General features: G+C 42.2%; 19 protein-coding genes. 9 read left to right on the forward strand and 10 right to left on the reverse strand.

Annotation, left to right across the window (positions count from 1 at the left end; translation table 11 throughout):
• Window positions 1–5 precede the first annotated feature (5 nt).
• From apaG to lptD, 5 genes are read right to left on the reverse strand one after another with little or no spacing between them, the layout of a single operon-like run.
• Window positions 6–395, reverse strand: a complete 390-nt coding sequence (gene apaG, locus ACSLBF_RS03310) for a Co2+/Mg2+ efflux protein ApaG (RefSeq protein ID WP_440055198.1) — start codon at window positions 393–395, stop codon at window positions 6–8.
• On the reverse strand, window positions 379–1,185 hold the full coding sequence (rsmA, locus tag ACSLBF_RS03315) for a 16S rRNA (adenine(1518)-N(6)/adenine(1519)-N(6))-dimethyltransferase RsmA (RefSeq protein ID WP_440055199.1): 807 nt from the start codon (window positions 1,183–1,185) through the stop codon (window positions 379–381). The genes apaG and rsmA overlap by 17 nt, the downstream gene beginning before the upstream one ends.
• Window positions 1,182–2,174: a 4-hydroxythreonine-4-phosphate dehydrogenase PdxA gene (gene pdxA, locus ACSLBF_RS03320; RefSeq protein ID WP_440055200.1), complete on the reverse strand. Its 993-nt coding sequence runs from the start codon at window positions 2,172–2,174 to the stop codon at window positions 1,182–1,184. Before pdxA ends, rsmA begins: the two co-directional genes overlap by 4 nt.
• Window positions 2,175–2,179: 5 nt before the next feature.
• Window positions 2,180–3,472, reverse strand: a complete 1,293-nt coding sequence (surA, locus tag ACSLBF_RS03325) for a peptidylprolyl isomerase SurA (protein WP_440055201.1) — start codon at window positions 3,470–3,472, stop codon at window positions 2,180–2,182.
• Window positions 3,473–3,487: 15 nt separating this feature from the next.
• Complete coding sequence (gene lptD / locus ACSLBF_RS03330; RefSeq protein ID WP_440055202.1) at window positions 3,488–5,749, reverse strand: LPS assembly protein LptD; 2,262 nt, start codon at window positions 5,747–5,749, stop codon at window positions 3,488–3,490.
• Between the two features lie 116 nt (window positions 5,750–5,865).
• On the opposite strand from lptD, the gene ACSLBF_RS03335 reads away from it, so the two are divergent.
• The 3 genes from ACSLBF_RS03335 to djlA are packed head-to-tail and all read left to right on the forward strand — an operon-like array spanning window position 5,866 to window position 8,400.
• Window positions 5,866–6,861, forward strand: coding sequence for an aminoglycoside phosphotransferase family protein (locus tag ACSLBF_RS03335; RefSeq protein WP_440055203.1), 996 nt, complete (start codon window positions 5,866–5,868; stop codon window positions 6,859–6,861).
• Between the two features lie 11 nt (window positions 6,862–6,872).
• Entirely contained in the window at window positions 6,873–7,565 is a 693-nt protein-coding gene (murU, locus tag ACSLBF_RS03340) for an N-acetylmuramate alpha-1-phosphate uridylyltransferase MurU (RefSeq protein WP_440055204.1), read from the forward strand.
• Window positions 7,555–8,400: a co-chaperone DjlA gene (gene djlA, locus ACSLBF_RS03345; protein ID WP_440055205.1), complete on the forward strand. Its 846-nt coding sequence runs from the start codon at window positions 7,555–7,557 to the stop codon at window positions 8,398–8,400. Before murU ends, djlA begins: the two co-directional genes overlap by 11 nt.
• Here djlA and ACSLBF_RS03350 read toward each other — a convergent pair.
• Window positions 8,395–9,192 carry a DUF3530 family protein gene (locus tag ACSLBF_RS03350; protein WP_440055206.1) on the reverse strand — a complete coding sequence of 266 codons (798 nt, stop codon included), beginning with the start codon at window positions 9,190–9,192 and terminating at the stop codon, window positions 8,395–8,397. The genes djlA and ACSLBF_RS03350 overlap by 6 nt on opposite strands.
• Window positions 9,193–9,386: 194 nt before the next feature.
• On the opposite strand from ACSLBF_RS03350, the gene ACSLBF_RS03355 reads away from it, so the two are divergent.
• Both ACSLBF_RS03355 and nhaD read left to right on the forward strand, forming a co-directional pair.
• Window positions 9,387–10,319, forward strand: a complete 933-nt coding sequence (locus ACSLBF_RS03355; protein ID WP_440055207.1) for a DUF368 domain-containing protein — start codon at window positions 9,387–9,389, stop codon at window positions 10,317–10,319.
• Window positions 10,320–10,513: 194 nt separating this feature from the next.
• A complete protein-coding gene (gene nhaD / locus ACSLBF_RS03360; RefSeq protein WP_440055208.1) occupies window positions 10,514–11,965 on the forward strand; it encodes a sodium:proton antiporter NhaD in 1,452 nt (483 codons plus the stop codon).
• 5 nt (window positions 11,966–11,970) lie between these two features.
• Here nhaD and ACSLBF_RS03365 read toward each other — a convergent pair whose 3' ends face one another.
• From ACSLBF_RS03365 to ACSLBF_RS03380, 4 genes are all read right to left on the reverse strand, one after another.
• Window positions 11,971–12,975, reverse strand: a complete 1,005-nt coding sequence (locus ACSLBF_RS03365; RefSeq protein WP_440055209.1) for a 6-phosphofructokinase — start codon at window positions 12,973–12,975, stop codon at window positions 11,971–11,973.
• Window positions 12,976–13,388: 413 nt separating this feature from the next.
• Window positions 13,389–13,781, reverse strand: coding sequence for an MmcQ/YjbR family DNA-binding protein (locus ACSLBF_RS03370; protein ID WP_440055210.1), 393 nt, complete (start codon window positions 13,779–13,781; stop codon window positions 13,389–13,391).
• Window positions 13,782–14,618: 837 nt separating this feature from the next.
• Window positions 14,619–16,727 (reverse strand): putative bifunctional diguanylate cyclase/phosphodiesterase, encoded by a 2,109-nt coding sequence (locus tag ACSLBF_RS03375; RefSeq protein WP_440055211.1) that lies wholly within the window; start codon window positions 16,725–16,727, stop codon window positions 14,619–14,621.
• Window positions 16,728–17,010: 283 nt separating this feature from the next.
• Window positions 17,011–19,680 carry an insulinase family protein gene (locus tag ACSLBF_RS03380; protein ID WP_440055212.1) on the reverse strand — a complete coding sequence of 890 codons (2,670 nt, stop codon included), beginning with the start codon at window positions 19,678–19,680 and terminating at the stop codon, window positions 17,011–17,013.
• A 156-nt stretch (window positions 19,681–19,836) separates the two neighbouring features.
• Here ACSLBF_RS03380 and sixA point away from each other — a divergent pair, with 156 nt between their 5' ends.
• From sixA to ACSLBF_RS03400, 4 genes are all read left to right on the forward strand, one after another.
• Window positions 19,837–20,304, forward strand: coding sequence for a phosphohistidine phosphatase SixA (gene sixA / locus ACSLBF_RS03385; protein ID WP_440055213.1), 468 nt, complete (start codon window positions 19,837–19,839; stop codon window positions 20,302–20,304).
• 504 nt (window positions 20,305–20,808) lie between these two features.
• Window positions 20,809–23,103, forward strand: a complete 2,295-nt coding sequence (locus ACSLBF_RS03390; protein WP_440055214.1) for a TonB-dependent receptor — start codon at window positions 20,809–20,811, stop codon at window positions 23,101–23,103.
• 84 nt (window positions 23,104–23,187) lie between these two features.
• A complete protein-coding gene (locus tag ACSLBF_RS03395) occupies window positions 23,188–23,484 on the forward strand; it encodes a hypothetical protein (protein WP_440055215.1) in 297 nt (98 codons plus the stop codon).
• A gap of 28 nt (window positions 23,485–23,512) precedes the next feature.
• Window positions 23,513–24,166: an HAD family hydrolase gene (locus tag ACSLBF_RS03400; RefSeq protein ID WP_440055216.1), complete on the forward strand. Its 654-nt coding sequence runs from the start codon at window positions 23,513–23,515 to the stop codon at window positions 24,164–24,166.
• Window positions 24,167–24,212 lie beyond the last annotated feature (46 nt).

The raw sequence follows: 24,212 nt of genomic DNA on the forward strand, positions 1-24,212 counted from the left end.
ACTTGTTAATGCAAAATGTTAGGGCAGGAAAGACGAAAAATATCGATTGGGGCTTTGAACTCAGTACCAAATTCATTGCGCATCAAATAATAGCCTTCCATTGTGCCTACCGGAGTATCTAATACAGCACCACTTGTGTATTTGTAACTTTCACCGGGGCGAATGGTGGGCTTTTCACCTACCACACCTTCACCTTCAACTTCAGTTTCTTTGCCATTAGCATCGGTTATAAGCCAATAGCGGCTTTCTAATTTAGCATTGCATAAACTGTGATTTTTAATCGTGATGGTATAGGCAAAAACGTATTTGTCTTTTTCAGGTTCTGATTGTGCTTCCACATAAAAAGTCTCAACAGAGACTTTTATCGGTGAGCCAATTTTAGTTTGCGTTGTCATATAGCCAATTTGAAATTTCAATAAACTGGTTAAGTGATAGGTTCTCTGCACGCAGGCTTGGGTCAATGCCAAGTGCCTGTAATTGCTCGGTATTAAGTAAATTAGCAAGGCTGTTACGCAACGTCTTACGACGCTGGTTAAATGCTTCTAAACATACGGTATTGAGTAATTTTGTGCTTTTTGCGGTACGTTGAGATGGATCTTTTGGGATCAATCTCACCACAGCTGAGTCTACTTTGGGCGCTGGTTTGAAGCAGTGCGGTGGTACTTCAATCACGGGGATTGCGTGGCAATAGTATTGTGTCATCACGCTTAAACGGCCAAAAGCTTTGCTATTTGGACCAGCAACCATACGATTTACAACTTCTTTTTGCAGCATAAAATGCATGTGTTCGACGTTATCGACATAGTCAAATAGATGGAACAACAAAGGGGTTGAAACGTTGTAGGGGAGATTACCGAAAATTTTTAATTTCTCGTTTTCTTTAATCAACGACGAGAAATCAAACTTCATAGCATCACCTTGATGCACGGTCAGTTTCGGTCCCAAAAAAGGATGCTGGGTTAATCGCTCTGCCAGATCTTTATCGAGTTCGACTACGGTTAGGTGACCGCTTAGATCGGTAACAGGCTCAGTGATTGCACCGAGACCTGGGCCTATTTCAACTAAATTGTCTTCAGGCTTGGGATCAATGGCCGTAACAATCTTATCGATAATATTATTATCGTTTAGAAAGTTTTGACCAAAACGTTTACGAGCGCGGTGCCCTAAATGTACTTTATCTGTCATGCATTCTGTGCTTTTTCTGTCGCAAGCTTGATTGCTTCGCGAATGGCTAATTCAAAACTACCCACTTCAACTTCACCCGTGCCCGCCAAATCAAGCGCAGTACCATGGTCCACGGAAGTACGAACAAATGGTAAACCAAGGGTGATGTTTACTGAGTTTCCAAAACCTTTATATTTTAACACAGGAAGACCTTGATCGTGATACATAGAGAGCACAACATCCGCATTATTGAGATATTTGGCCTGAAACAAGGTATCAGCGGGAAGCGGTCCGATTAGATTCATGCCCTGCTGATTTAAAACTTTAATTGTTGGTTCAATGACTTCAATCTCTTCACGACCAAGGTGGCCACCCTCACCAGCATGAGGATTGAGCCCACAAACCAAAATTTTCGGTTCATCAATACCAAACTTGGTTTGCATATCATGATTGAGAATATTAATCACCTTAGTCAGACGCTCAGGCGTAATGGCTTTTGACACATAGGCAAGAGGAATATGCGTAGTGACCAATGCAACTCTCAAGCCTTCCGTTGCGAGTAACATGACCACGTCAGCAGTATCAGATTGCTGTGCAAAAAACTCAGTATGACCACTAAACGAGATCCCAGCTTGATTGATAATCCCCTTATGCACAGGCCCTGTTACCACTGCATGGAAGGTATCATCCATATTCTTTTCTGAGGCCAACCTAAGAGTCTCTAACACATACTCACCATTGGCTTCATCCAACTGCCCGGCAATAACTTCTGCGCCTTTATCTACTTGTAGGTAATAAATAGCACCAGCTGGTGCAGGTTTTGCCGGTGCTGATTCATCAAATGGAATAAGAGTAAGCGTTTCGCCAAGCTCAGCTGCGCGTTTCTCCATGATTGACTTATCTACGACGGCAACCAATTGAGCTGGCCACTCGTGCTGAGCGAGTTTGATGACTAAGTCCGGGCCGATGCCAGCTGGCTCGCCCGGTGTAACTGCAATTCTAAGCGTCATCGAGGTTATTCCATCGCGAAAATTTCTACGTGCGCTTGCTCTCTGATTTCGCGTAGCCACTTGAAACTTTCTTCTTTAAATTTTCGATTAAACAACAACTGATGTGCTCTGTTTAGCTTTGCTTGTTCGGTTTTGTCAGCAACTCGCTTATCAAGCAGTTCAACAATATGCCACCCGAATGAACTACGGAACGGCTCGCTGAGTTCATTTTTCTCCAGTGACATTAACGTGTCTCTAAATGCCGGAGTATAAGTTGTGGGGTCGGTCCAGTCATACTCACCGCCTTTTAGCGCTGAGCCAGGATCTTCTGAGTATTCTTTAGCAAGTTCTGCGAAATCGGCTTTACCTGCTCTTAAGTCTTTAACAAAGCCTTCAAGCATCGACTTCGCTTTTTCTTCACTAAGAATAATGGAAGGTTTGATGAGAATATGACGCGAACGTACCTCAACGGTTTCAACTACTTCTCTGCCACGTATATCTTGCACTTTAAGAATGTGGAAGCCAGCACCTGAGCGCAGTGGGCCAATAATCTCATCTTTTTTTGCGCCTTTAACCGCTTCTGCGAATAAAGTCGGCATTTCATTTATTCCCATCCAACCAAGCTGACCACCATCTAGTGCTTTTGAACCGCTAGATGATGCAATGGCGATACGTTTGAAGTCTTTGCCTTCATTTAAAAACTTGATTACGTTGTCGGCACGCTCGCGCGCCGCTTCGATATCTTCAGGGTTCGCTTTACTGGGGATCTTTACTAAGATGTGACCAATATCAAATTCCTCTGAACCACCTTGTTGCTCAGCAAGAATCTTTTGCAGGTTAGCGATTTCTTGTGGGCTGATATAAATACGGCGATCAACATTGGCTCTACGTACCTGTCCAATTGTAATTTCTTTTCTGATGCTTTCGCGAAATGCTTGGAAGCTCTCGCCATCAGCTTCGATGGAACGGCGCATATCAGCAATAGTGCCACCTTGTTCCCTTGCCATGCTAGCTAAGGTTTGATCCAACTGAGCATCAGAAATTTGTAATCCCATGCGTTCAGCAAGTTGTAGAATAAGCGTTTCTTCAACCAGCTTATCAATTGCTTGCAGCTTAAGTGTATTAAGACTAGGAAGCTGAGTATTTTGCTGCTCGGCCTGTTTTTGTACGCGAGCGATGATTTCATCTACTTCACTCTGTAGCACAACACCATCATTGACGGTTGCTACTACTTTGTCGAGTTGTACACGTTCTGCGTTTGCTTGGCCTGCTAGGCCAAAACCTAATGAGGCAATAAGTAAAATCTTTTTAAAATTCATACGGCTTTCTAAGTTCTATTTATTCAAAAAATAAGGTCTTCTGTAACCAAAAATACCTTGTTGAAGGAGCTTACTGGCATCGCTGCGTTTTTCTCCTCCAAGTCCTGTTAACACAAACTTGATGCTGAAACCGGAATCGAAAACGGCTTCGTCATGGTTAATTGCTCGGTTTAAATCGGTCTCTATTTGTCGGTTAGCTGTAACTTGGATAGCCCAACAGCACGATTCATATTGAATGCCAACGAAGGACTCAACACTTCTTTTGGCTGTTAAATCTCTGTGGTAGCTTGCTACAACTTGCCAGTTCTCGTCAATTGGAATACTGGTAAAAAGTCCGACTTGATCAATTTCATAGTCTGAGACATCGTTAACGTAGCGATGGTTCAATTGAACAAGTTGATCGCGATCGCCTCGGTAATCTAATGTTGCATGAGATTGCACTAGCTCTTTGCTGTCGGCATCATACTGAATTCCACCGGAGAAAAACCAACGCTTGTGCCAATGTAACATAGTTTCCGCTGCAAAGAGTGCATTGTAGTTGGTGTCATCATTATTATTGTTATCTGTCAAACGCTGTTCAGTTGGTTTTACTGAGTTCTCTAGATAAATGATCTGGCCAGCACTGAAATTAAAGCGCTCTACGCTCTGGGCGTCATAAATACGGGTGGTGGCACCCAATGTTAGCTGGTTGGCTTCTGCAATTCGGTCATAGCCAGAATAGCGTCTTGCTCTGAACAAGCCCATAAAGTCGTCTTGTAGCTTAGTTGTATCGTACCAACCGATATGGCTTTGATCCCTTAGCGGAGAATAGAGGTACTGAAATTGCGGCTCTAGAGTTTGTGTTCCAGAGTCTAAAAAGAAAGCGGTGTTTCTTTCGAAATTTAACTGGCCATGGACACGAACAGTAGGAACTGTTCTTGATACGTCTTCCCGATAGCCAGTCGTTTCCATATCACCTTTCTGTTCATAGCGAGTATGCATTAAACGTGCTTCTGAACTGAAAGACCAAGCGTAGTCTCGACGGGAAAATGAAACTCGAGGTTCCAAGTGTATCCTTGTTGCTTCGGTTATCAGTCTATCGTCATTCCTAAAGTGCGCAAATTCACCTTCAAAATCCCAGTCTAGGCCAACAAACTGGGTGCTTTTCCTTGAACTAAAAGCAACTTGTGGCAAAGCAGCATAAGCGGCTAAGTGGTCGCCCAAAACTTCGAAATCTTGTAATTTCATGTCGACTAACCAATCTTCACCTAAATAGGTCAAGCTGCCGGTCCGATATAACTGCGTATCCGTTTGGTTTGCGAAATTAGAACTGAGATCTGTTAAATAGTTGTCATCGCTGACATTGGTAATATCGACATGTGCGCGCCAGTCATCTTTGAAATAACTTTTTTGTTGCCAATGTACTAGGTATCGTTCGTTTAGCTCGGGTTCAGAATCATCTCGATCTAGGTATTCGATGGCAACTTGACCCTCATGAACTTCAGTTAAATATCTGAAGTCGGAAACAAGCTGTAAACCCTGATTGGTCATATACCGAGGAGTCAACGTTAAGTCATAGTTTGGCGCAAGGTTTAAATAGTAAGGAGCTGCGATTTCGAGGCCGTATTTATTGGAGCTGGAAATAGTGGGTGTAAGTAATCCCGATTTGCGGCGCTCGTCGATAGGAAAAGTAAAATAGGGTAGATAGATCACCGGAGTATCGAGAATTTTAAACACGGTATTTCGGGTCTCGCCCCAGCCTTCGTCCTTTGATAATTCAATACTACTGGCTTCAATTTGCCAAAAAGGCTCGTCACCCGGACAAGTCGTAAAGCTTGAGTTTTCTAATGTAATGCTCTTAGCTGAAGCGTAAAGCTTTTCGGCTCCACCTTTACCACGTTGTTGGGTCAGTTTATATTCGGCACCAAGTAGGCTGATGGTGTTAGCGTTCAGGTCGGCAAATAGTCCGCTGCTTTGCACCTGGGTAAAGTAGTCTTGATAAAATAGAGGACCTGTAGCGCTGAGTAAGCCCGCTTTTTTGTCGATTAATGCACGTGTGGCATTGAGACTCATGGTATGGGTGTTGACTATAACATTACCGGTAAACTCGGCACTGACTGTTCCTTGTAGCTCGACATCGTCTGCTTCAATATCAATACCTTTATCCGGTAAGTTGACGATAGGTTGCCAGCTTTTTGGTTGGAGGTACTCTTTACATTGTGAGCCGACAATGTTCGTATTAGCAAAAGCTGTTGATTGAACAGCAAAGAGCGCAGCGAAGCTCCAAATTTTGCTCATTTATTATCCTGTCTCAGCGAAGCCGTTAATTCGATCTGGACATGATAAAGGAAAACTTGCTGAATTACAGTAGCATTTATAGAAATCGCACCAGTAAATGGTGGCTGGAATTAAGAATGGATAGAGAATCAAATCGCGAACAGTTTGTGACGATGGCTGTCAAAGAAAAAAACGTCGTTATTAAGGCAATTACTTCCGATGCTAGTTTTCGTCAGTACTTTAGAGTAACCACGGGTCTGCATAGTTACGTGTTGATGGATTCTCCCCCAGATAAAATTGACAACACTCCTTTCATTGAACTCAATCAAGCATTTGCTAAGCAGGCGCTGAATGTTCCGAAAATTATTGCTACAGATAAGGTTAGCGGACTGTTATTACTCGAAGATCTAGGTGCAGAACATCTGGCGGATAGATTATTGCTGTCGAGTAAAATAGATGATTACAAGGCGCTACTTTCGCTCTTACCTGCCGTTGCTAAAACACCTCAAAGCCCATGGATGAAACCCTATGATAGTGATTTTATTCAAGCAGAAATGACAATTTTTCAACAGTGGCTCGTATCAGACTGGTTAGGAATTAGACTTTCACAGTCACAACAAGCGCAATGGACGAAAACGACCGAAGCACTGACAAAAGCAATGCTTGCGCAGCCACAAGTAACCATGCATCGGGACTTTCACAGTCGAAACCTCATTTTTCATGATAAGCGTTGGTATTTAATTGATTATCAAGATGCGGTAGTTGGGCCGGTAACATACGATACGGTTTCTCTGCTTAGAGATTGTTACACTCGGCTGTCTGTTTCAGAGTATACAGAGCTTGTTGCGTATAGTTTTTCTCTGTTATCCCGTGAAGGGTTGCTTGCAGGCATGTCTCAAGAGCAATTTTGTTATTATGTCGATTTAACTGGTATGCAACGTCACTTGAAAGCAGCAGGAATTTTTGTTCGTTTGCTGTTGCGAGATGGCAAGCAAGGTTATCTGGGTAATATCATACCGACTTTGCGATACGTACATGAAGTAGCTTGTCAATATGAAGACTTTCAGTGGCTTGCAAGCTGGGTTGGTAATGAGATAATACCATCGGTAAAACAAAAATTGGCACTAGGGTAAGTGGTTAAACAATGAAAGCGATGATTTTAGCAGCAGGCCGGGGCCAACGTATGATGCCTTTGACTGCAGAACTACCTAAGCCAATGCTACAGGTGGCTGGGAAACCCTTATTGCAGTACCACATAGAAAGAATCAAGCAAGCAGGTATCAAGGATATTGTAATAAACCTTGCTTGGCAGGGGGAGGCTATCAAATCCTACTTTGGTGATGGCTCTGATTTTGGTGTTGATATCGAATACAGTGAAGAACCGGCCGGTGGATTAGAAACCGCCGGTGGCATTATTCAGGCATTACCGCTGTTGTGTGAACAGCACGAGACGTTTATTGTAATTAATGGTGATATTTTCACGGATTATGATTTGCATGCTTTGACACTGTTGGAGCTGGCTTCAAGTCCAGAGAACGGTTGCCAAGCGCACATTGTGTTGGTGGAAAACCCGTTGCATCACCCCCATGGTGACTTTGCGTTAACACAACAAACTCATAACGACAAAAAGTATACTTTTTCAGGCATAAGTAAATATCACAAATCGTTTTTTGAAAACTGTGCAGCTGGGTTTGTTAAGCTGGGTCCGTTACTTAAGCAAGGGCTTGATAGTAAAAAAATTTCAACAGAATTATATCTAGGCCAGTGGAATGATATAGGAACACCTGAGCGTTTAGATGCAATCAATCGTCAAATAGGGCAAGCCAATGTGGGGTAAGCTGTTAGGCACGTTTTTTGGTTTTTTATTTGGTCGCTGGATAGGGGCTATTTTAGGCTTTTATTTGGGGCACCTATTTGATAGAAGCCTTAAACAAGATTTTGATAAAGTCGGTGGCTTTCAAGGCTTCATCAAAGGAGAAGACCTGCACGAACGGCAAGCGCTGTTTTTCTCCAGCTGTTTTGCTGTGATGGGACATATTGCCAAGTCAAATGGTCGCGTTAGCGAAATCCATATTCAAGCAGCAACTGCATTTATGGATGAAATGGGACTGAAAGGTGATGAGCGAAAAGAAGCGCAAAACGCCTTCAAATCAGGTAAAAGCGCAGAGTTTTCTATCAAAGAGGCGGTAAAAGAATTTAAAGAAGCATTCGCCCGTCGCTATGACTTACGACAGCTTTTTTTAGAAATTCAGATACAAATGGCTTTTTGCGATGGTCATCTATCAGATCAGGAAAAGACTTTACTGCGCCAGGTGAGCAAAGCGCTTGGTTTTGCAGATACCCACTTCACCTTTTTACTGAAAAGATACCAAGCTGAATTCGAATTTCGTCGTCATCGCCATTCGCAGCAGCAGCGCCAGCATCAATCATCAGGAGAGCGTCAGCGAACGCCTGCTAATAATGGTCTAACTAAAAATCAGGCGCTCGCCGTTCTTGGCCTTGAAGGTGGGGCTTCTGAGCGAGACATAAAAAAAGCTTACCGTAAGTTGATGGCTCAACATCATCCCGACAAACTGGTTTCTCAAGGCTTACCGAGTCATATGATGGAAGTCGCAAAACGAAAAAGCCAAGAAATACAATCGGCCTACGAATTTTTAAAACGCGCGTCATAGTACGCGCAAAAAGCCGATCAGCTCTTTTCTGAGCCTTTTGTGCTGGTTTGGATCATGCCGTTCACCGTATAGTTCTCGCTGGCGATAATCAAACTTACTATTTCTTTGTGCCCAACGCCGTCTATCTTGCAGGTTGTTAAGAACGAGAGGGCTGTCAAATGTGTAGTACAAGTCAAGTAATGCTGGACTGATCACCGACAGCTTTGAAGCTAACTGTTTCTGGCGTTCACTGTTGGCTATTTGCGTACTGACGATAACAAAGGCATTTACTCTTAAATTAGGGAGTGTTGCCAGATACTCAGTGAAAAGACCAGCGCTATTGCCAAACGCGACGACCACTAACTGCTCTGCCGGAGCCATCGTGAGCGTTTGATATAGAGCCTGAAAGCGTTCGACAAGCGCTTGTTTGTAGTTATCTAAGTTAGCTTCACTTAATGTGTTTTGAGGTTGGCTAACGACGCCTTGTGTTGAAATTTGTTGATCACCGAGAATATTTGGTGCAAATGACAGCTCTGGTGGCGTTAACGCATACGTGTCAAAACCGTCGTCGCTGAGTTGTTTAAACAGGTAACTGGGTCCATTACCGTTGATCGGTGGAGCCAGCATATCTGGAATAATGATCACGATACCGTTGCGTTGTGGCGCCATATAGGGTTGAAAATAAGTGTAAAATTCTGACTCACCCTGCTGTAATTTCACTAACTGTGCGACATCTAAGTATTGCTCAGCGTCCTGGTCGAACAACCGCTGCTTTTCGATGGCGTTAATATGCTCTGCTGCGTAGCTAGGCATAAGTAAGAGCACGAAGATAGAGTAAAAAATCGTTCTGAACATAAATTGCGCATGCATCTTGGTCGATGCTTAGTTATCGGTAATTCACTTAAGATCTTTAGTTGATAATTAATAGCTTAGTTCGTTTCCTAATTCAGTTAATTATTTACTAGCAATCAGGTAAACTCAGCACGTTGTTAATTTGGAGAATAGGTGTGCAAGAAAAAGAGCGTAAATGGGATTATTTCCTGTTGTTTTTGAAAGGGGCTGGAATGGGGGCCGCTGACGTGGTTCCTGGTGTTTCTGGAGGTACCATCGCTTTTATTACGGGTATTTACGCGCGGTTCTTAAACGCTATCAAAAGTGTAAATATCGAGGCTTTAGGAGTGCTCAAGCAACACGGAGTGCAAGCAGCTTGGCGACACGTTGATGGCAAATTTTTAGTCACCGTGTTTGCCGGTATTTTAGTAAGTGCGGCTTCTTTAGCCAAACTGATCACGTACCTGCTTGAACATTATCAACTGTTGGTTTGGTCTTTTTTCTTTGGGTTAATTATTGCCTCCTTCGTGCATGTTGCAAAACAAGTGTCACGTTGGGATATGAAAACAACAGTTGCCTGTCTATTGGGAGCGGTGATCGCTTACTTAATCACCTCTTTGGCTCCAGCCGAGGCTGAGCCTCATACATGGCTGTATTTTGTTTCTGGTGCTATCGCAATTTGTGCAATGATTTTGCCCGGCATTTCCGGCAGCTTTATTTTACTGTTGATGGGAATGTATGGACACGTTTTGACAGCAGTAACAGAAATCAATATCGTGCTAGTTGCACTGTTTTTACTGGGATGTATTGTTGGACTGATGAGCTTTTCTCGGTTACTTGCTTGGTTATTATCGCGCTTTGAGCAGGTCACTTTTGCTGTACTGTCGGGATTTTTACTTGGCTCGTTAAATTTATTGTGGCCATGGAAGCAAGTTTTAACAACCTATGTTAATTCTAGCGGTGTAGAGAAGCCGCTTAATCAAGCTAATATCCTCCCTTCGGAATACCTGTTGCTGTATGGTCAAGAGCCAAATACGCTGCTGTGCGCAGGCTTGATGTTAGCTGGACTAGCCTTGGTGTTAGCGGTTGAAAAGCTTAGCGCAAAGTAATTTTAATCGATAGAAATAAAGCGTTGTTCCGCGACTGTTCGTTACCTCAACCTGAGTGCTGATATTTATTCGCAAAATATCGGCACACTTCTCACAAATTATAGACTTCTGTCCAATTTTAAATCACATTGACTGTGCTAAATTGATAGCGTTCTACACCCCCTTATTTAATATGCACATCAATAGGTTAAAAAATGAAAAAGACCCAATTTTGGCTGTTTTTCGCCATCTTGTTATCTGGGATTATATCTTTCGATAGTTGGGCGGCTTCAGGAGGTCCGTTGCCGTTGACTAGCTCGTGGGTTGGTTATTTTTGCATTGTGATCTTTGTTTTGGCTTATTCCTTGGTAATGCTCGAGGAAAAGCTGCACATGCGAAAGTCAAAACCCGTCTTGGTCGCTGCAGGTGTTATTTGGGCTGCTATAGGTGCTTTTTATGTTTCCCAAGGAGTGCCTGAGGCGACGGAACATGCCTTTAGGCATAACTTATTAGAGTTTTCCGAATTGATGTTATTTCTGCTTGTGGCGATGACTTATATCAACGCTCTAGAAGAACGGCGAATATTTGATGCTTTACGGGCTTGGATGATCCAAAAAGGGTTTAGTTATCGAAACCTATTTTGGATAACTGGTTTTCTATCGTTTTTTATTTCTCCGATAGCAGATAATTTAACCACTGCTTTATTGATGTGTGCAGTGGTCATGAAAGTGGCACAAGGGGACAGAGCATTTATCAATTTAAGCTGTATTAATATTGTGATTGCGGCGAATGCGGGTGGGGCATTTAGTCCATTTGGAGACATTACTACGCTGATGGTTTGGCAAGCCGGTATGGTGCAGTTTAATGAGTTTTTTGTCCTATTTATTCCCGCGTTGGTTAACTTTTTAGTGCCTGCTTTGATAATGAGTTACTTTGTTGAAAATAAACATCCTAGTTCAGTTTATGAGAGCGTAGAGTTAAAAAGAGGTGCATTGAGGATTTTGACACTGTTTTTACTCACTGTGGCTACAGCGGTAATGTGCCATAGCTTGTTACACTTACCGCCGGTTTTGGGCATGATGATGGGGTTAGGGTATCTACAATTCTTTGGATATTTCTTGCGGATGACTTTACCGGGGTCATTAGCTAGGAAAAGAGCGCTTGCAGAACGGGAAGGGGATCAAGAGCGCTTGGAAAAGCTCGGCAGTGTGGTGCCGTTTGATGTGTTTAGCAAAGTCTCCAGAGCCGAATGGGATACCTTGTTATTTTTCTATGGCATAGTCATGTGTGTTGGCGGGCTTGGTTTTCTTGGTTATCTAGGCGTCATGTCGGAGTTTCTTTATGGCCAGTGGTCAGCTACCAGTGCCAATGTGCTGTTAGGGATCATCTCTGCGGTGATAGATAATATCCCTGTGATGTTTGCTGTCTTGTCAATGAACCCAGAAATGTCACATGGACACTGGTTATTAATTACCTTAACCGCTGGGGTCGGAGGTAGCTTGCTGTCTATAGGCTCAGCGGCTGGTGTCGCACTGATGGGGCAAGCTAGAGGTTACTACACCTTTATGGGGCATTTAAAGTGGAGCCCCATAATAGCGTTGGGTTACGTCGCCAGTGTTTTGGTGCATTTATGGCTTAACGCAGGCTCATTTGAAGTCTTTGGATAAAGAGTTCAGTCAAAGTGGGTTGAAAGGTAGTGCTTATACTTTTCAACCCATTGTTCACTCACCGTTTTATTGTTTGCCAGCACCTTTTTGATTGGGGTAATTGACAGTTGGCCATCGACTTTACTTAGCATTACTGGTTCTGTAAAAAGCGGTTGATCGATATATTCAACAGCGGCTAGCCCGAGTTCAGTTGCTAGCATGCGATCTTCACTGCTCGGTGAGCCTCCTCTTTGAATATGCCCTAAAACACAAAGTGCAGCATTTACATTTGGCTGCAGGTTTAATTCATCCTTAAGTGCTGTTGGTCCGCCAGGCCAGAGGTTTTCAGCGAGTACAATTAAAAAGCTACCATGACAGGCTTGCTGAGTTTGTATCGCATGACTCAACTGCTCTAGCGTTTGTTGCTTGTGTTGTGGAGTGAAGTTTTCGAAGGAAAGTATGGCTTCAGCTTCGGACGCAATGCCTACATGATAGGCAATGTGGCCACTATGTCTGCCCATCACCTCTGTAATAAATACCCGCTCGAAGGCGTTGGCGGTATCACGAATTTTATCGATGGCGGCCATTGCGGTATTAACGGCTGTCGAAAAGCCAATCGTGTTGTCGCAATATGACAGATCGTTATCTATGGTTCCTGGTAAGCCAATTAAATTACCCTGCCAGTGCGCCGATAGGGCTTGCATTCCTTTAAATGAGCCATCGCCACCGATAACAATTAAATCGTCGATATTAAGCTTTCGCAAAGAGTTGGCGGCTTGTGAGACGCCATTTATACTATGCATGTCTTTACAACGAGCACTTTTTAAAATTGTGCCACCTAATTGTGCAATATTCGTTGTGTACTCTTTAGTTAAAGTAATATGTTCCTGCTCAATCAGCCCATTATAACCGTGCAAAAATCCAATACATTGGTGACCTTTGCTTTGCGCGGCTAGCGCAATTGAGCGAATAGCTGCATTCATGCCAGGAGCATCCCCTCCACTGGTTAAAATCGCTACGCGTCTAGTCATAATATTCCTTGTTAGATTAAAGGTTACTTTTGGTTAGCTTAATCAAATTTAATCGTGCTTACTATGTGTTGAATCATAAAAGCGATGTTTTAGTATTTCTCGTGGTGAAATGGGTTTATTAAAGTTTATATAAATCAGTTAGATAAACTTTTTATTATACAGTGAAACGAACATGGATAGGTTGAAATACGATAAATCGAAATCACTAAAATAACTTTAAGTTCAAAAACGTACTTAAAACAGAAGAGTCATAGTTTTGTCAGAGATTGCGTTTAATAAATTGCGATTGAACATATTCAATGTAAATACTTGGAGATATCAATCTAGCATCGTAAAAGATTTTGGAAGTGGGGTTGAGTAACGTTGTAGGTTCAAGGCGTTCATACTGAACGCCTTGATGTGGTTAATCATTTTTAACCATTGACCTTCTTTGCTAGCTCTTCGCGCTGGGCAGTTGGAAGGTTGTCGACAACGATCTGGTAGGAATTATCAATCATTCGTTTGATTTCATCTTCAGGAACAGAACCATCGAGTATGATAGTGTTCCAAAGACGTTTATTCATGTGATAACCCGGTACTACCGATTCGTACTTGTCTCTCAACAAAAGTGCTTCGTCTGGGTCGCACTTTAAGTTTAGCCACCAAACCAGCTGTCCATTCTCATCAACTTGGCCTTCTTTTCCTTCCGAAAGAGTGGCAAACATTTTGTGTTGAACTTTATAGACATCGACATCTTGCGCAAACGGCTTAGTAATAAAGGTAGCAGGCTTGGCCTGCAAGTATTCATGTACGCTTTTCTGATCCATAGCCTGAGTCCTTGAAGTAACTTTTAATACAACATGAGACTAAGTTTAGCAGCTCTCGTGACAATACAGTAATTGTCCATTAGTAAAAGCTTAGGAAGTATTTATATCAAACGGTGCTAAAACACAAAAAACCAATATATAGAACTTTTGAATGAGTTCTATATTAATTCAGTGTTACAGCAAGTTTTGAAATAAAAACGCTTTAATATCAAATGGATAATATTTAAACGTAGTCCTTTTGCTGAGTAACTGTTTCGTATAGGCCGTAGGTAAACCGACAGAACCTAATGACTTAAAGTCTCATAACCAATTTCAAATAAACTATGATAAAAAACTATTAAGAATATTTGAATATTCTCAGCAAGCCACAATGGCTTATAGAGAACATTATCTGGTGAATAGGCAGGTAACTCCTAACACGCTCGATAAACAGTCCGCTATTAAATTAGATAATACAAAAATATGCAACAATTTTTGTTGGGTTGATTAAATTCTGAACGTTGTGTAGACTCCGGCTTTCACATTTCAATGGAATAGTGGGCGAGTATTTTTAGTGATTGCTGATTTAGGGGAATGTTTTAGCAGTTACCAACAATTTCCGGGTAATTTCATGATCTTCTTTCTTTTATCAATATTCAGCTTAATTGTAATTTATATTCAGATACTTAAAACAGGTATGCCAACAAAAAGGTGGTTAGGACTTGCAGCTATTATGGGCCCAATAGCATTGATTTTTTTCAATATGCATTATCGCCGAGCCTGGCTGAAAAGATGTATTAATTTATCTGCTTTTAGAGCTTAGTCTGGATAATAGTTGATAAAGTGTCGTTTTTATCTCTATTGCACTAACTGTAAGTTGGGACGAACTTCCTCGTTTTGGGCTTGTAGGAAACGTTCAAAGTCTTTGGCTGACAGAGGTTTTGAGTAATAGTAACCCTGAATCGTCTCACAGTTTAACGTTTCAAGTAGCTTCAATTGTTCTTCGCTTTCTACGCCTTCAGCGACAACGTGCAGATCAAGGTTATGAGCAATGGTAACAATTGAATCTACCATATTTTTTCCTCTCTCACTGTGCATATCATCAATAAACGCTTTATCAACTTTTAACGTGTTGAGCGGAAACTGCTTTAAATATGCTAATGATGAATATCCGGTACCGAAGTCGTCCATAGCCAAGTGAATGCCTTTAGCACTGAGTGAACGCATGATCGAGATTGCTTCTTGTGGATCATCCATAACGGTGCCTTCTGTGATTTCGAGTTCTAAAAAGTAAGAAGGCAGTTCATTTTTTTGTAATATGATATCAATTCGGGTGGTTAAGTCAGGCAGACCAAATTGTTTTGCAGATAGGTTCACCGCGACGCGTCCACTAAATAGTCCTTTATCGACCCAGCGTTTGACATCCCGGCAGGCTTTATCTAAAACAACCTCACCTATCTCGATGATTTGTCCTGTTTCTTCAGCGATGGGTATGAATACTCCTGGGCTAATAATGCCTTTCTTAGGCGTTACAAAGCGCACTAAGGCTTCCATTCCGACTAGTTCACCTGTCTTAATATCCATCTTAGGTTGATAGAAAACCACAAAGTGGTCTTCTTTTAAGCCAAAGCGCATCAGGTTTTCTATTTGCAAGCGTTTAACTGCTTGTTCGTTCATTGAGTCATTGAAGAATAGGTAGTGATTACCTTTTTGTTTAGCGTGATACATCGCTGTGTCGGCATTTTTCAGCAAGCTTTCCGGTGACTTACCGTCCTCAGGACATAAAACAATACCCACAGAGGAAGTAATCACTAGCTCATGGTTAGCCACTTTTAACGGTGTCGCAATGGCTGCCAAAAATTGTTTTGCTGTTCTGGTTATAGTGTGAATGTCATTGGTGCCAGACATGATTAGTGCAAACTCATCGCCGCCTAGACGATAGAAAGTGTCCTGTTGCCTTGCTAGCTTACTTATTCGCATGGCTAATTTAGCAAGTAGGGCATCTCCAAGCTGGTGACCCAATGAATCGTTAATTTTCTTAAAATTATCGAGGTCAAAGACGAGTAATGCGTGGTGAGAACCCTGCTGAGATAGCTTTTCTAGATTGGTGAAAAATAGGTTTCGATTTGGTAGGCCCGTTGTTCTATCTCGATTTGATAAATTATGCAGCTGAGACTCTGCCTTTTTTCGCTCGGTGAGATCAGAGTAAACCACAACATAGTTAGTGATTTGGCCATGGTTGTTTTTTATCTCGTCGATCGTAACTTCAATTGGCAGCATAACGCCACTGGCATTGCGCAGTTTTAATTCTTCTTGCCAATGCTCGGTTTGCATTAGCTGAGACTTCACTTGGTTGACAAACTGCGAATCATAGCCCGGTAAAGTGAAGGTCTTTAACAAGTAGTGCTCTCGGTTGCCACCGAACAGCTTTAGGTAGCTTGGGTTTAAATCCACTAGCCTGAAGTTTTTGTCATAAATTGCGATTGCATCGGTCAAGGATTCCACACATTTTGCGAATAAGTTGAGACGCTCTTCTGTGCTTTTGAAGTGACTGATGTCACGTACCGTACCAGTCATTCGACTAGGAATTTGATTTTCGTCCTTTTCAATCACTTTGCCTCTATCTAAAACCCAATGGTATTTTCCAGACTCATCTTTGATCCGATAACTGGCCTCGAAAAAAGCGGTCTTTTGTGCAAAATGCTCTTTAAGCAGCTTTTCTACAATATTAATGTCTTGTGGATGAATACGCTGTTGGTTGGGAATAAAGCGACCAGGAGTGGCACTATTTAACCCATATTTATCGTTTATTCGAACGACTTCACCAGTCTGAATATTCCAATCCCACAAAGTGTCGCCACTGCCTTCAACTGTACTTTTAAAACGTTGTTCGGAGTGACGAAGTTGCTGAGCAGAAAGTTTTAACTGGCGATTTGTCCATAATAGATAAGCAAGAAGCAGTAACATTACAGCGACCGGAAGTAGCCAAACTAGCTGGATACTCCAGTTGATGTTTTTGTCACTTGCAAAGCAACTTGTGCAGGCAAAAAAAAGTGACAAACTAGCTGTTGTTATTATTCTTGTTTTCAGATTCATATAGTGAATTGTTAGACGTTTCAGACCTTAATCTAATTGAAGCGAAAGAGTGAGTCAAAAAGAAAAAACAACTTTGTTGCGATTTTGGGTTCAAAGTTATCAAAAGTCTTCCAAGCTAAGTAAAAAAAACTAAATATTTTTAATTACTTGTAAGCTAATTACAGGTTAACGTTACTTTTGGTGTAATGCCGGCAGAAATATTATTAAAGTAGGTTTTGAACTCCTCAAAGCTCAAATCTTTAAGCGCCTTGGTAAGTTGATCCTGCATATCAAATTGATGAAGATCATTCGTAATAGACAGCCAAAGTCGCTGCGCCCTAAGCCTGAGATTTTTGTCTTTTTCTGCGATTTGCAGTAATAAGCTTTCTTTAGCAAGTCGCCAATGTTCGGTTGGCAAGCTGTGTAGCTGCTTATCGAATTGCAGTAAAAAAGCTCGGTGCTTTTCGAGTAGCTGTTCACTATCGTAATTGGGCGATTGAATATAAAACGCGATGCCAGCACGAGTATTAAATGGCGCATAGCCGGCACCGACTAGGTAGCCAAGTTGCTGCTTGGTTCTAAGTTCATCAAAGTAATGCTGATTAATCATGTGATTAAGAGTCATGATCATTACTTTCTCAGATACTTCAGAGGTTTGTGACTGAAAATATTCTAAAAACGCGTGATCTGAGCCTTCTCGTTCCAGTTCAATGTTCAAGTGTTGAGTGATATTTTGCAGCGGTCGTTTTAAATCTTCCAATATCTCGCTTTGCGAGAACAGTGCGTGGACCGACGCTTTTAACTTTTCTGCATGGCGTTTTTGCCAGTTGCCATGCAGAAATGCTTTTACATGAATTGTTTTGAAAAACTGCTCGCGAAACTGCTGAAACTCATTAAAGCTTGCGTTTCGTAACGCACTGGCCAGCGATTCAGGACTTGGATTCCAGGGCATTAGTTGAGCACCTAGTTGGCTAAAAAGCTCACTCACTGGTTTGTTTTTATTATGGTTCTTCCAGTGTCTTATAAGCTGTTTTTTGTATTCGGCAAATCGAGCTGCATGGATCGGTTGATGCAACATGGCCTCGACTAATTCTAATATTAGTCTTATTTGGTTACCCGTTAATCCAGCTGTATGCAGCGTTAAACCACCTTGGTGTGAGTTGATGTGGTAGCTCAAACCCGCTAATTCAGCGCTATAAAAGCGCTCAGCAACGGCATCCATAAATAAATCGGCAAACAACCGGGTCAGTGCCATGCTTTTGTGGCTGGTTACGGAATGTGCCGAGTCTATTTCAAGATAGAAATGTCCCTTGGTGACTCTAAAAGTTAAGTCTTGCTTGAACCAAAACTCAAACCCTGGTTGCTCAGCGATGAGCTCTGGTGTTGAGCGTTCGCTTTCAACATCGTACAGACAATTATTGGCACTTAAATAGGGGTTTACCTCAGGCAACGACATTTGCGGCAGAGGAGTATCAATATTGGCAAGAGACTGTAACCATTCAGAGCTGATTGCTTCGCAATGATAAGGCGTGTTATACCATTTAGCCTTCTTTGATACCTCAGCTTCAGGATGGATCAATATTAACCGCATGTTTTCTGGTGTTAGCGCTTGCAGCAATTGGCTATGTTCAGCAGCTGAAAAGCCTTGCATACAGTAATCACCATACAATACGTCTTGTTGCTCGTAATGATGCATGTTGACACTGACCGAACTAACCCAGTCTAATAGACGCCCAATTTCCTGATTATCAAAAGCAATATCAAGCAGGGTCTTTTTATCTTTGTAAAGTTTAGGAAGCGCATTGCCGCTCTTTTTTATTAGTGCGATATACTCGAATAGCATCTCTACTATGTCTTCGTAATACTCAATCCCTTCGTCGGTAAGCGCAAAGCTGATATTAAAGTCTCTAAAGTTGCTACCAGTCACTCCGCCACCTGCAGAAAGAGCATTTATCCAACCTTGCGAGCGTAATATTGAATATAAGGAACCTTTTCCTTCATAACCTAAAAGGTGTGCTAGAAAACTGACACTTTTTCTTTTGTATAGTGAGATGGGGTTAGGCATAGCAAAGCTGACTATTAACTTTTGCATATGTTTTCTGGGCTTGATCTGGATTGCCGTGGCGAGATCTTCACGACGATAAAGTGGTTCAGTGATCACTGGCTTTAATTTTTTGGTACCTGTGATTTGTGAAAAGCATTGTGCATATTGAGCTAATACTTCCAAGTCCTGTGGTCCAGCTAAAACTAACGTCATCCATTGAGCTTGATAGTGATAGTCGAAAAAAGCGCGGATCTCTTGTGCTATGTTGCCTTCTCTATCTGCTAACGTGTGCTTATTCCCAACTGAAAATTTGGCGAATGGGTGAGCGGGGTTAATTGTTTCTTTATGAACTTGATATATACGTCTGCCGTCGTCTTTAATTTTCATCTTAAATTCGGCATCAATAGCTTGGCGTTCCTTTTCTGTGTCAGACTCATTTAAAAGTGGTTCAACAAAGAAGGCACTGAACTTTTCCAGTGCCGGTAGAAACTGTTCGGCATCACAGTCAAAAAAGTAGCTGCTGTGCTCTGTGCCTGTCCACGCATTGCTCTGCCCACCATAGCTATTTATAAACTGAGCAAAATCGGCAGAGCACGGATTTGCTTTTGTACCTAAAAATAGCATATGCTCAAGGAAGTGAGCCATGCCTTGTCTATCTGGTGGATCGTCGAAGTGCCCGACATTCACCGTTAAAGATGCAGCAGCTTTATTTGTCGTGGCGTCATGCACCAACAGCACTCTTAGACCATTGTCCAGTTTTACGAATTGATACTGTCGGTTATCATTATTACTTAGTTTCAAATTATTGCTGCCGATAACTTGGGTTAGAAGACGTTGAATGATTAAATCTAGTCAGCTTAACCATTCATAAAAGCGTGTTGTACTTTAATATAGCGAATAAACTCATCAGTTAGCTACTGATATAGTTAAAAATCAAAGGTAAGGCTCTGATTCTGTATGAAAACTATCTTGATAATGCGCCATGGTGAAGCGCAGCCAATGCAAGCGGATGACTCTTCTAGAGTACTGACAGAAAGAGGTGTACGTCAAGCTAACGAAATGGCAAACAGAATAAAGCAGCACCTAGCAATTGATGCGGTGTTGGTCAGCCCCTATGTTCGAGCTCAGCAGACCGCTGAGTGTATGCTAGCTGTTCAAGCTCCACATTATGTTGAGACGTGCAAGGATATTGTACCAAGTGGTTCGGCTGGATTTGCTATCGATTACTTAGAAACATTGCTAGATTTGCATCCTGAATACAATACTTGGCTGCTGGTTGCTCATATGCCAATCGTTAGTTATTTAGTAGAGCAGTTATGTGCTGATAAGTTGCCGATATTTTGTACCGCAGCTGTTGCAGAGATTCATTTTGATGAACAATCAAAAAAGGCTGAGTTTGTCACTATGCATGTGCCAACTAGTTAATTGTTGGCCGTGCGATGAGATCTTGGTGCGTATAATTTCGAACAGATAGGGTCTAATGTCCTCATTTTCTGAAAACGAGAAAGTTATACTCTGTTTTGACCTTATTAAATAATCCAGTGGCTTCATTTGGGCGTGAAGAAACTGGGTTGAAGCTTCCAGCATACTTTCCTGCTTTAGGTAAATATTGAACCCGCATTTGGTACCTATCTTCATGGAAGGACAAATGTCCGCTTTTTGCGGTTAAATGTTGCGAAAAATAGTTTAAAAGCTGCGATTTTTGCAAAAAAAATCGATAATCTATTCCTACTTTTGAAGCAAATTGAAAATATGCTGCTATAATTACGCCCGTCTCGTTCAGCCTTGTTACCTCGTCTCGCGCTCTCGAATACAAGGTCCGCAATAAATCATAAAAATGCGAAAAATTGAACGTATACGCCAACGTGAAACGGCGCCCAAAATTATACCGTTGAACTTAAGAGCGCACATATAAGGTCAAAATCCAACATGAAAGCAATGAAAAGATCTGCGTTAGCTACTGTTATCCATGCTACGTTGTTCTCTGCTGTGGCAGGTACTTCTCTTTCTGTTGTTGCTGAGGAGCAACAACAAGAAGCAAAAGCTAAAAGCAACCAACTAGAAATCATCCAGATCACAGCACGTAAGCGTGTTGAAAACGCACAAGAAGTGCCAGTGTCTGTTTCTGCTTTGCAAGGCGATGGACTTAATGCGTATAGCTCGGCAGGTATGGATATTCGTTTTATGAATGCGAAGATCCCTAGTCTAACAGTAGAATCGTCTTTCGGTCGTTCATTTCCCCGCTTTTATGTCCGAGGACTCGGGAACACGGATTTTGATTTGAATGCATCTCAGCCAGTATCACTGGTTGTTGATGAGGTGGTTCAAGAAAACCCTATCTTAAAAGGCTTTCCAGTATTTGATATTGGCAGGGTTGAGGTACTAAGAGGCCCTCAAGGCACGCTATTTGGTCGAAATACACCCGCGGGATTAGTTAAGTTCGATACTGTTAAACCAAGTCAAGACTTTGATGCGTATGGTTCTGTGTCATACGGCAGCCGTGGTGCTGTGGACTTTGAAGGCGCTGTAGGTGGTAGTCTAACAGATAAAATTTCCACTCGAGTTTCGGTGCAAGTTCAAGATAAAGAAGACTTTATTGATACCAAAGCGCCAGGATTCGAGAAGAAAAACTCATTAGGTGGCTATAATGATGTTGCAGCGCGCGTTCAGTTTCTTTACGAAGGCGATGACTTTACCGGATTGCTTAAATACCGTGTGCGTGATTTAGAAGGCCGTCCAATTCCTTTCCGTGGTAACTTAATCAAGCCTGGTACTAACGATTTTGTTGATGGCTACGCGCATGATGAGGTTTATCACGATGCAGCGTCAAGAGCTACTCAGCAAGTAGATACTGAAGGCTTAAGTCTTCGACTTGAATGGGATTTAGCCGAGCACACTGTAACTTCGATTACAGCTTGGGAAAGCGTTGAAATTTATTCAAGAGCAGATATCGATGGCAGCTATGCAGCAATCGTACCTGGAAGTGCAGAAAGTGCCGATGGTATTCCTGATCACGAACAGCTGACTCAAGAGTTACGTTTATCGAGTAACTTTTCAGGTGATCTGAATTATCAAGTTGGCGTGTTTTTCTTTGAAGAAGACCTAACGATTGAAACCTTTGGTTTCAACACCACTGCTTGGGATGAGGCTAACCAGCAGTACGGTGCTCAAAATGGTTATGTAATCCAAAACCAAGATACTTCTGCTTGGGCTGTATTCGGTTCTGTTGATTACACTTTCACTGATAAGCTAAAAGTCACCGCTGGTCTGAGATACTCTGACGATGAGAAAGAGTTTGATGCCGAGCGCACGATGAGTCCAATTGGCGGCGGTACCTTTAAAGGTGCTGTAAACCCAAGTGATGAACATATTAGCTGGGATTTGAGTGCGGCTTACAAATATAGTGATGACATTAATTTATTTGCCCGAGTGGCGAACGGCTTCCGTGCACCAAGTATTCAAGGTCGTGTACTTTATGGCAATGAAATCACCGTGGCTGATTCTGAAACCGTTATGTCTTACGAGTTTGGCGTAAAGTCAGATGTGTTAGATGGTCAGGGTCGTGTAAACGCAACGGTTTATTACTTTGAGATGGACGATCAGCAGCTAACTGCTGTTGGTGGTGGCGCGAACTTCAATAGACTTCTAAACGCTGATAAAACGACTGGCTATGGTTTAGAGCTAGACACCGAGTGGGTGCTAACCGATAACTTAAATGCCACGTTTAACCTAAGTTACAACGAAAATGAAATTGACTCTGCGGGGCTGGAAGTCGGCGCGTGTGGAGCTGCATGTACTATCACTGATCCATACCGCCAAACAGCTAACCCGTTTGCTGCAGATGGTGATGGTAAAGACGAGATTGCAGCAATTGATGGTAACAGGCTACCTAATTCGCCAAAGTGGATCGCAAACCTAACGCTACGCTACTCGCAAGAGTTTGCTGATGGAGAGCTATTTGCTTACACTGACTTCTCATACCGCAGTAAAATCAATTTCTTCCTGTATGAATCAGTAGAGTTTACTGGTGATGCGTTGTTTGAAGGCGGTGTCCGAGGTGGTTATGCTTGGACGTCTGGCGATAATGAATACGAAGCATCGTTATTTGTAAGAAATATCTTTGATGAGCAAAAAGTGATTGGCGGTATTGACTTCAACAACCTGACAGGCATGGTGAATGAAGAGCGCTTTGTTGGTGCCGAATTTAAAGTGAAGTTCTTCTAATAATCGGTGCCTTGCAATTATAATGCAGAAAATAAAGCCCGCTAATGCGGGCTTTTTAATGAAATTTTTTTGAGAGGAGAAGTTATGTCGGGTTTTTGGAATTATCGAGTGATATATTGTGAAGCCACTAAAGATGAAGCGGCGCTATATCAAATTCATGAGGTTGAATATAACCTCAACGGTAAAGTGACTAATTGGTCTGAAACGGGTGCTGCGCCGTTTGGTCGCAGTATTGAAGAGCTGCAAGCTGATACTGACAGGCTAAAGTCAGCCTTCGAGAAGCCGGTGCTTAAAGTGGTAAGACAGCCAAGAGGTTACACTTTGGTTGAAGTGGACTCGGGTGAAGAGGCCAGCGCAGAGCCACCAGCGGGATTGGTATAACTTTAGGTTAATCAACAATGGAGAGTGTATGAGCATAAAAGCAGTTTTATTTGATTTTGACGGTACTTTAGTTGATTCAGAAACTCTCCATTACGAAAGTTGGAAACAGGTGCTAGAACCGTATCGGGTACATTATGATGAAGCGACCTTCTGCGATGAGTTTTCTGGGGTACCGACATTGCAAGCTGCAGCAATACTGAACCAGCGTCATGGTTTACAGCGCTCAGCGGAAGATCTCTGTACTGAAAAAAATGACTTGTTTGTCAAAACGGCGGCTAGTCTAAAACCAAAGTTGATGCCTTTCGCAAAAGATATTGTAGAGTTAGCCGCACAACAGTATCGGCTTGCTTTAGTCACAGGGAGTTCGCGAGCTGAAGCCTTGCCTGTGCTGGAGTATTATGGCCTAACTGATTACTTTCAAGTTATTGTTACTAAAGATGATGTGGAAAACCCCAAGCCACATCCTGAGCCTTACCTTCGCGCTCTGTCCTTACTTGAGTTACCGTCACAAGAGGGTATTGCAATTGAGGATACGAGTACGGGGTTACAGTCTGCAAAAGGAGCTGGTCTACGTGCGGTTGCAGTGCCAAATCTCCATTCCAAAAAACAAAACTTCACCCTAGCTGATATTTGTGCTCAAGATTTAGTCGGTGCATTGCAATGGATCAAGGAGCAAAGTTAGCTATATTTAAGCGGATTGGTATTATTAACTTAATCAAATTTAACTT

Origin of the sequence: Pseudoalteromonas sp. T1lg65, from assembly GCF_051930985.1 — a bacterium.
Taxonomy (GTDB): Bacteria; Pseudomonadota; Gammaproteobacteria; order Enterobacterales; family Alteromonadaceae; genus Pseudoalteromonas.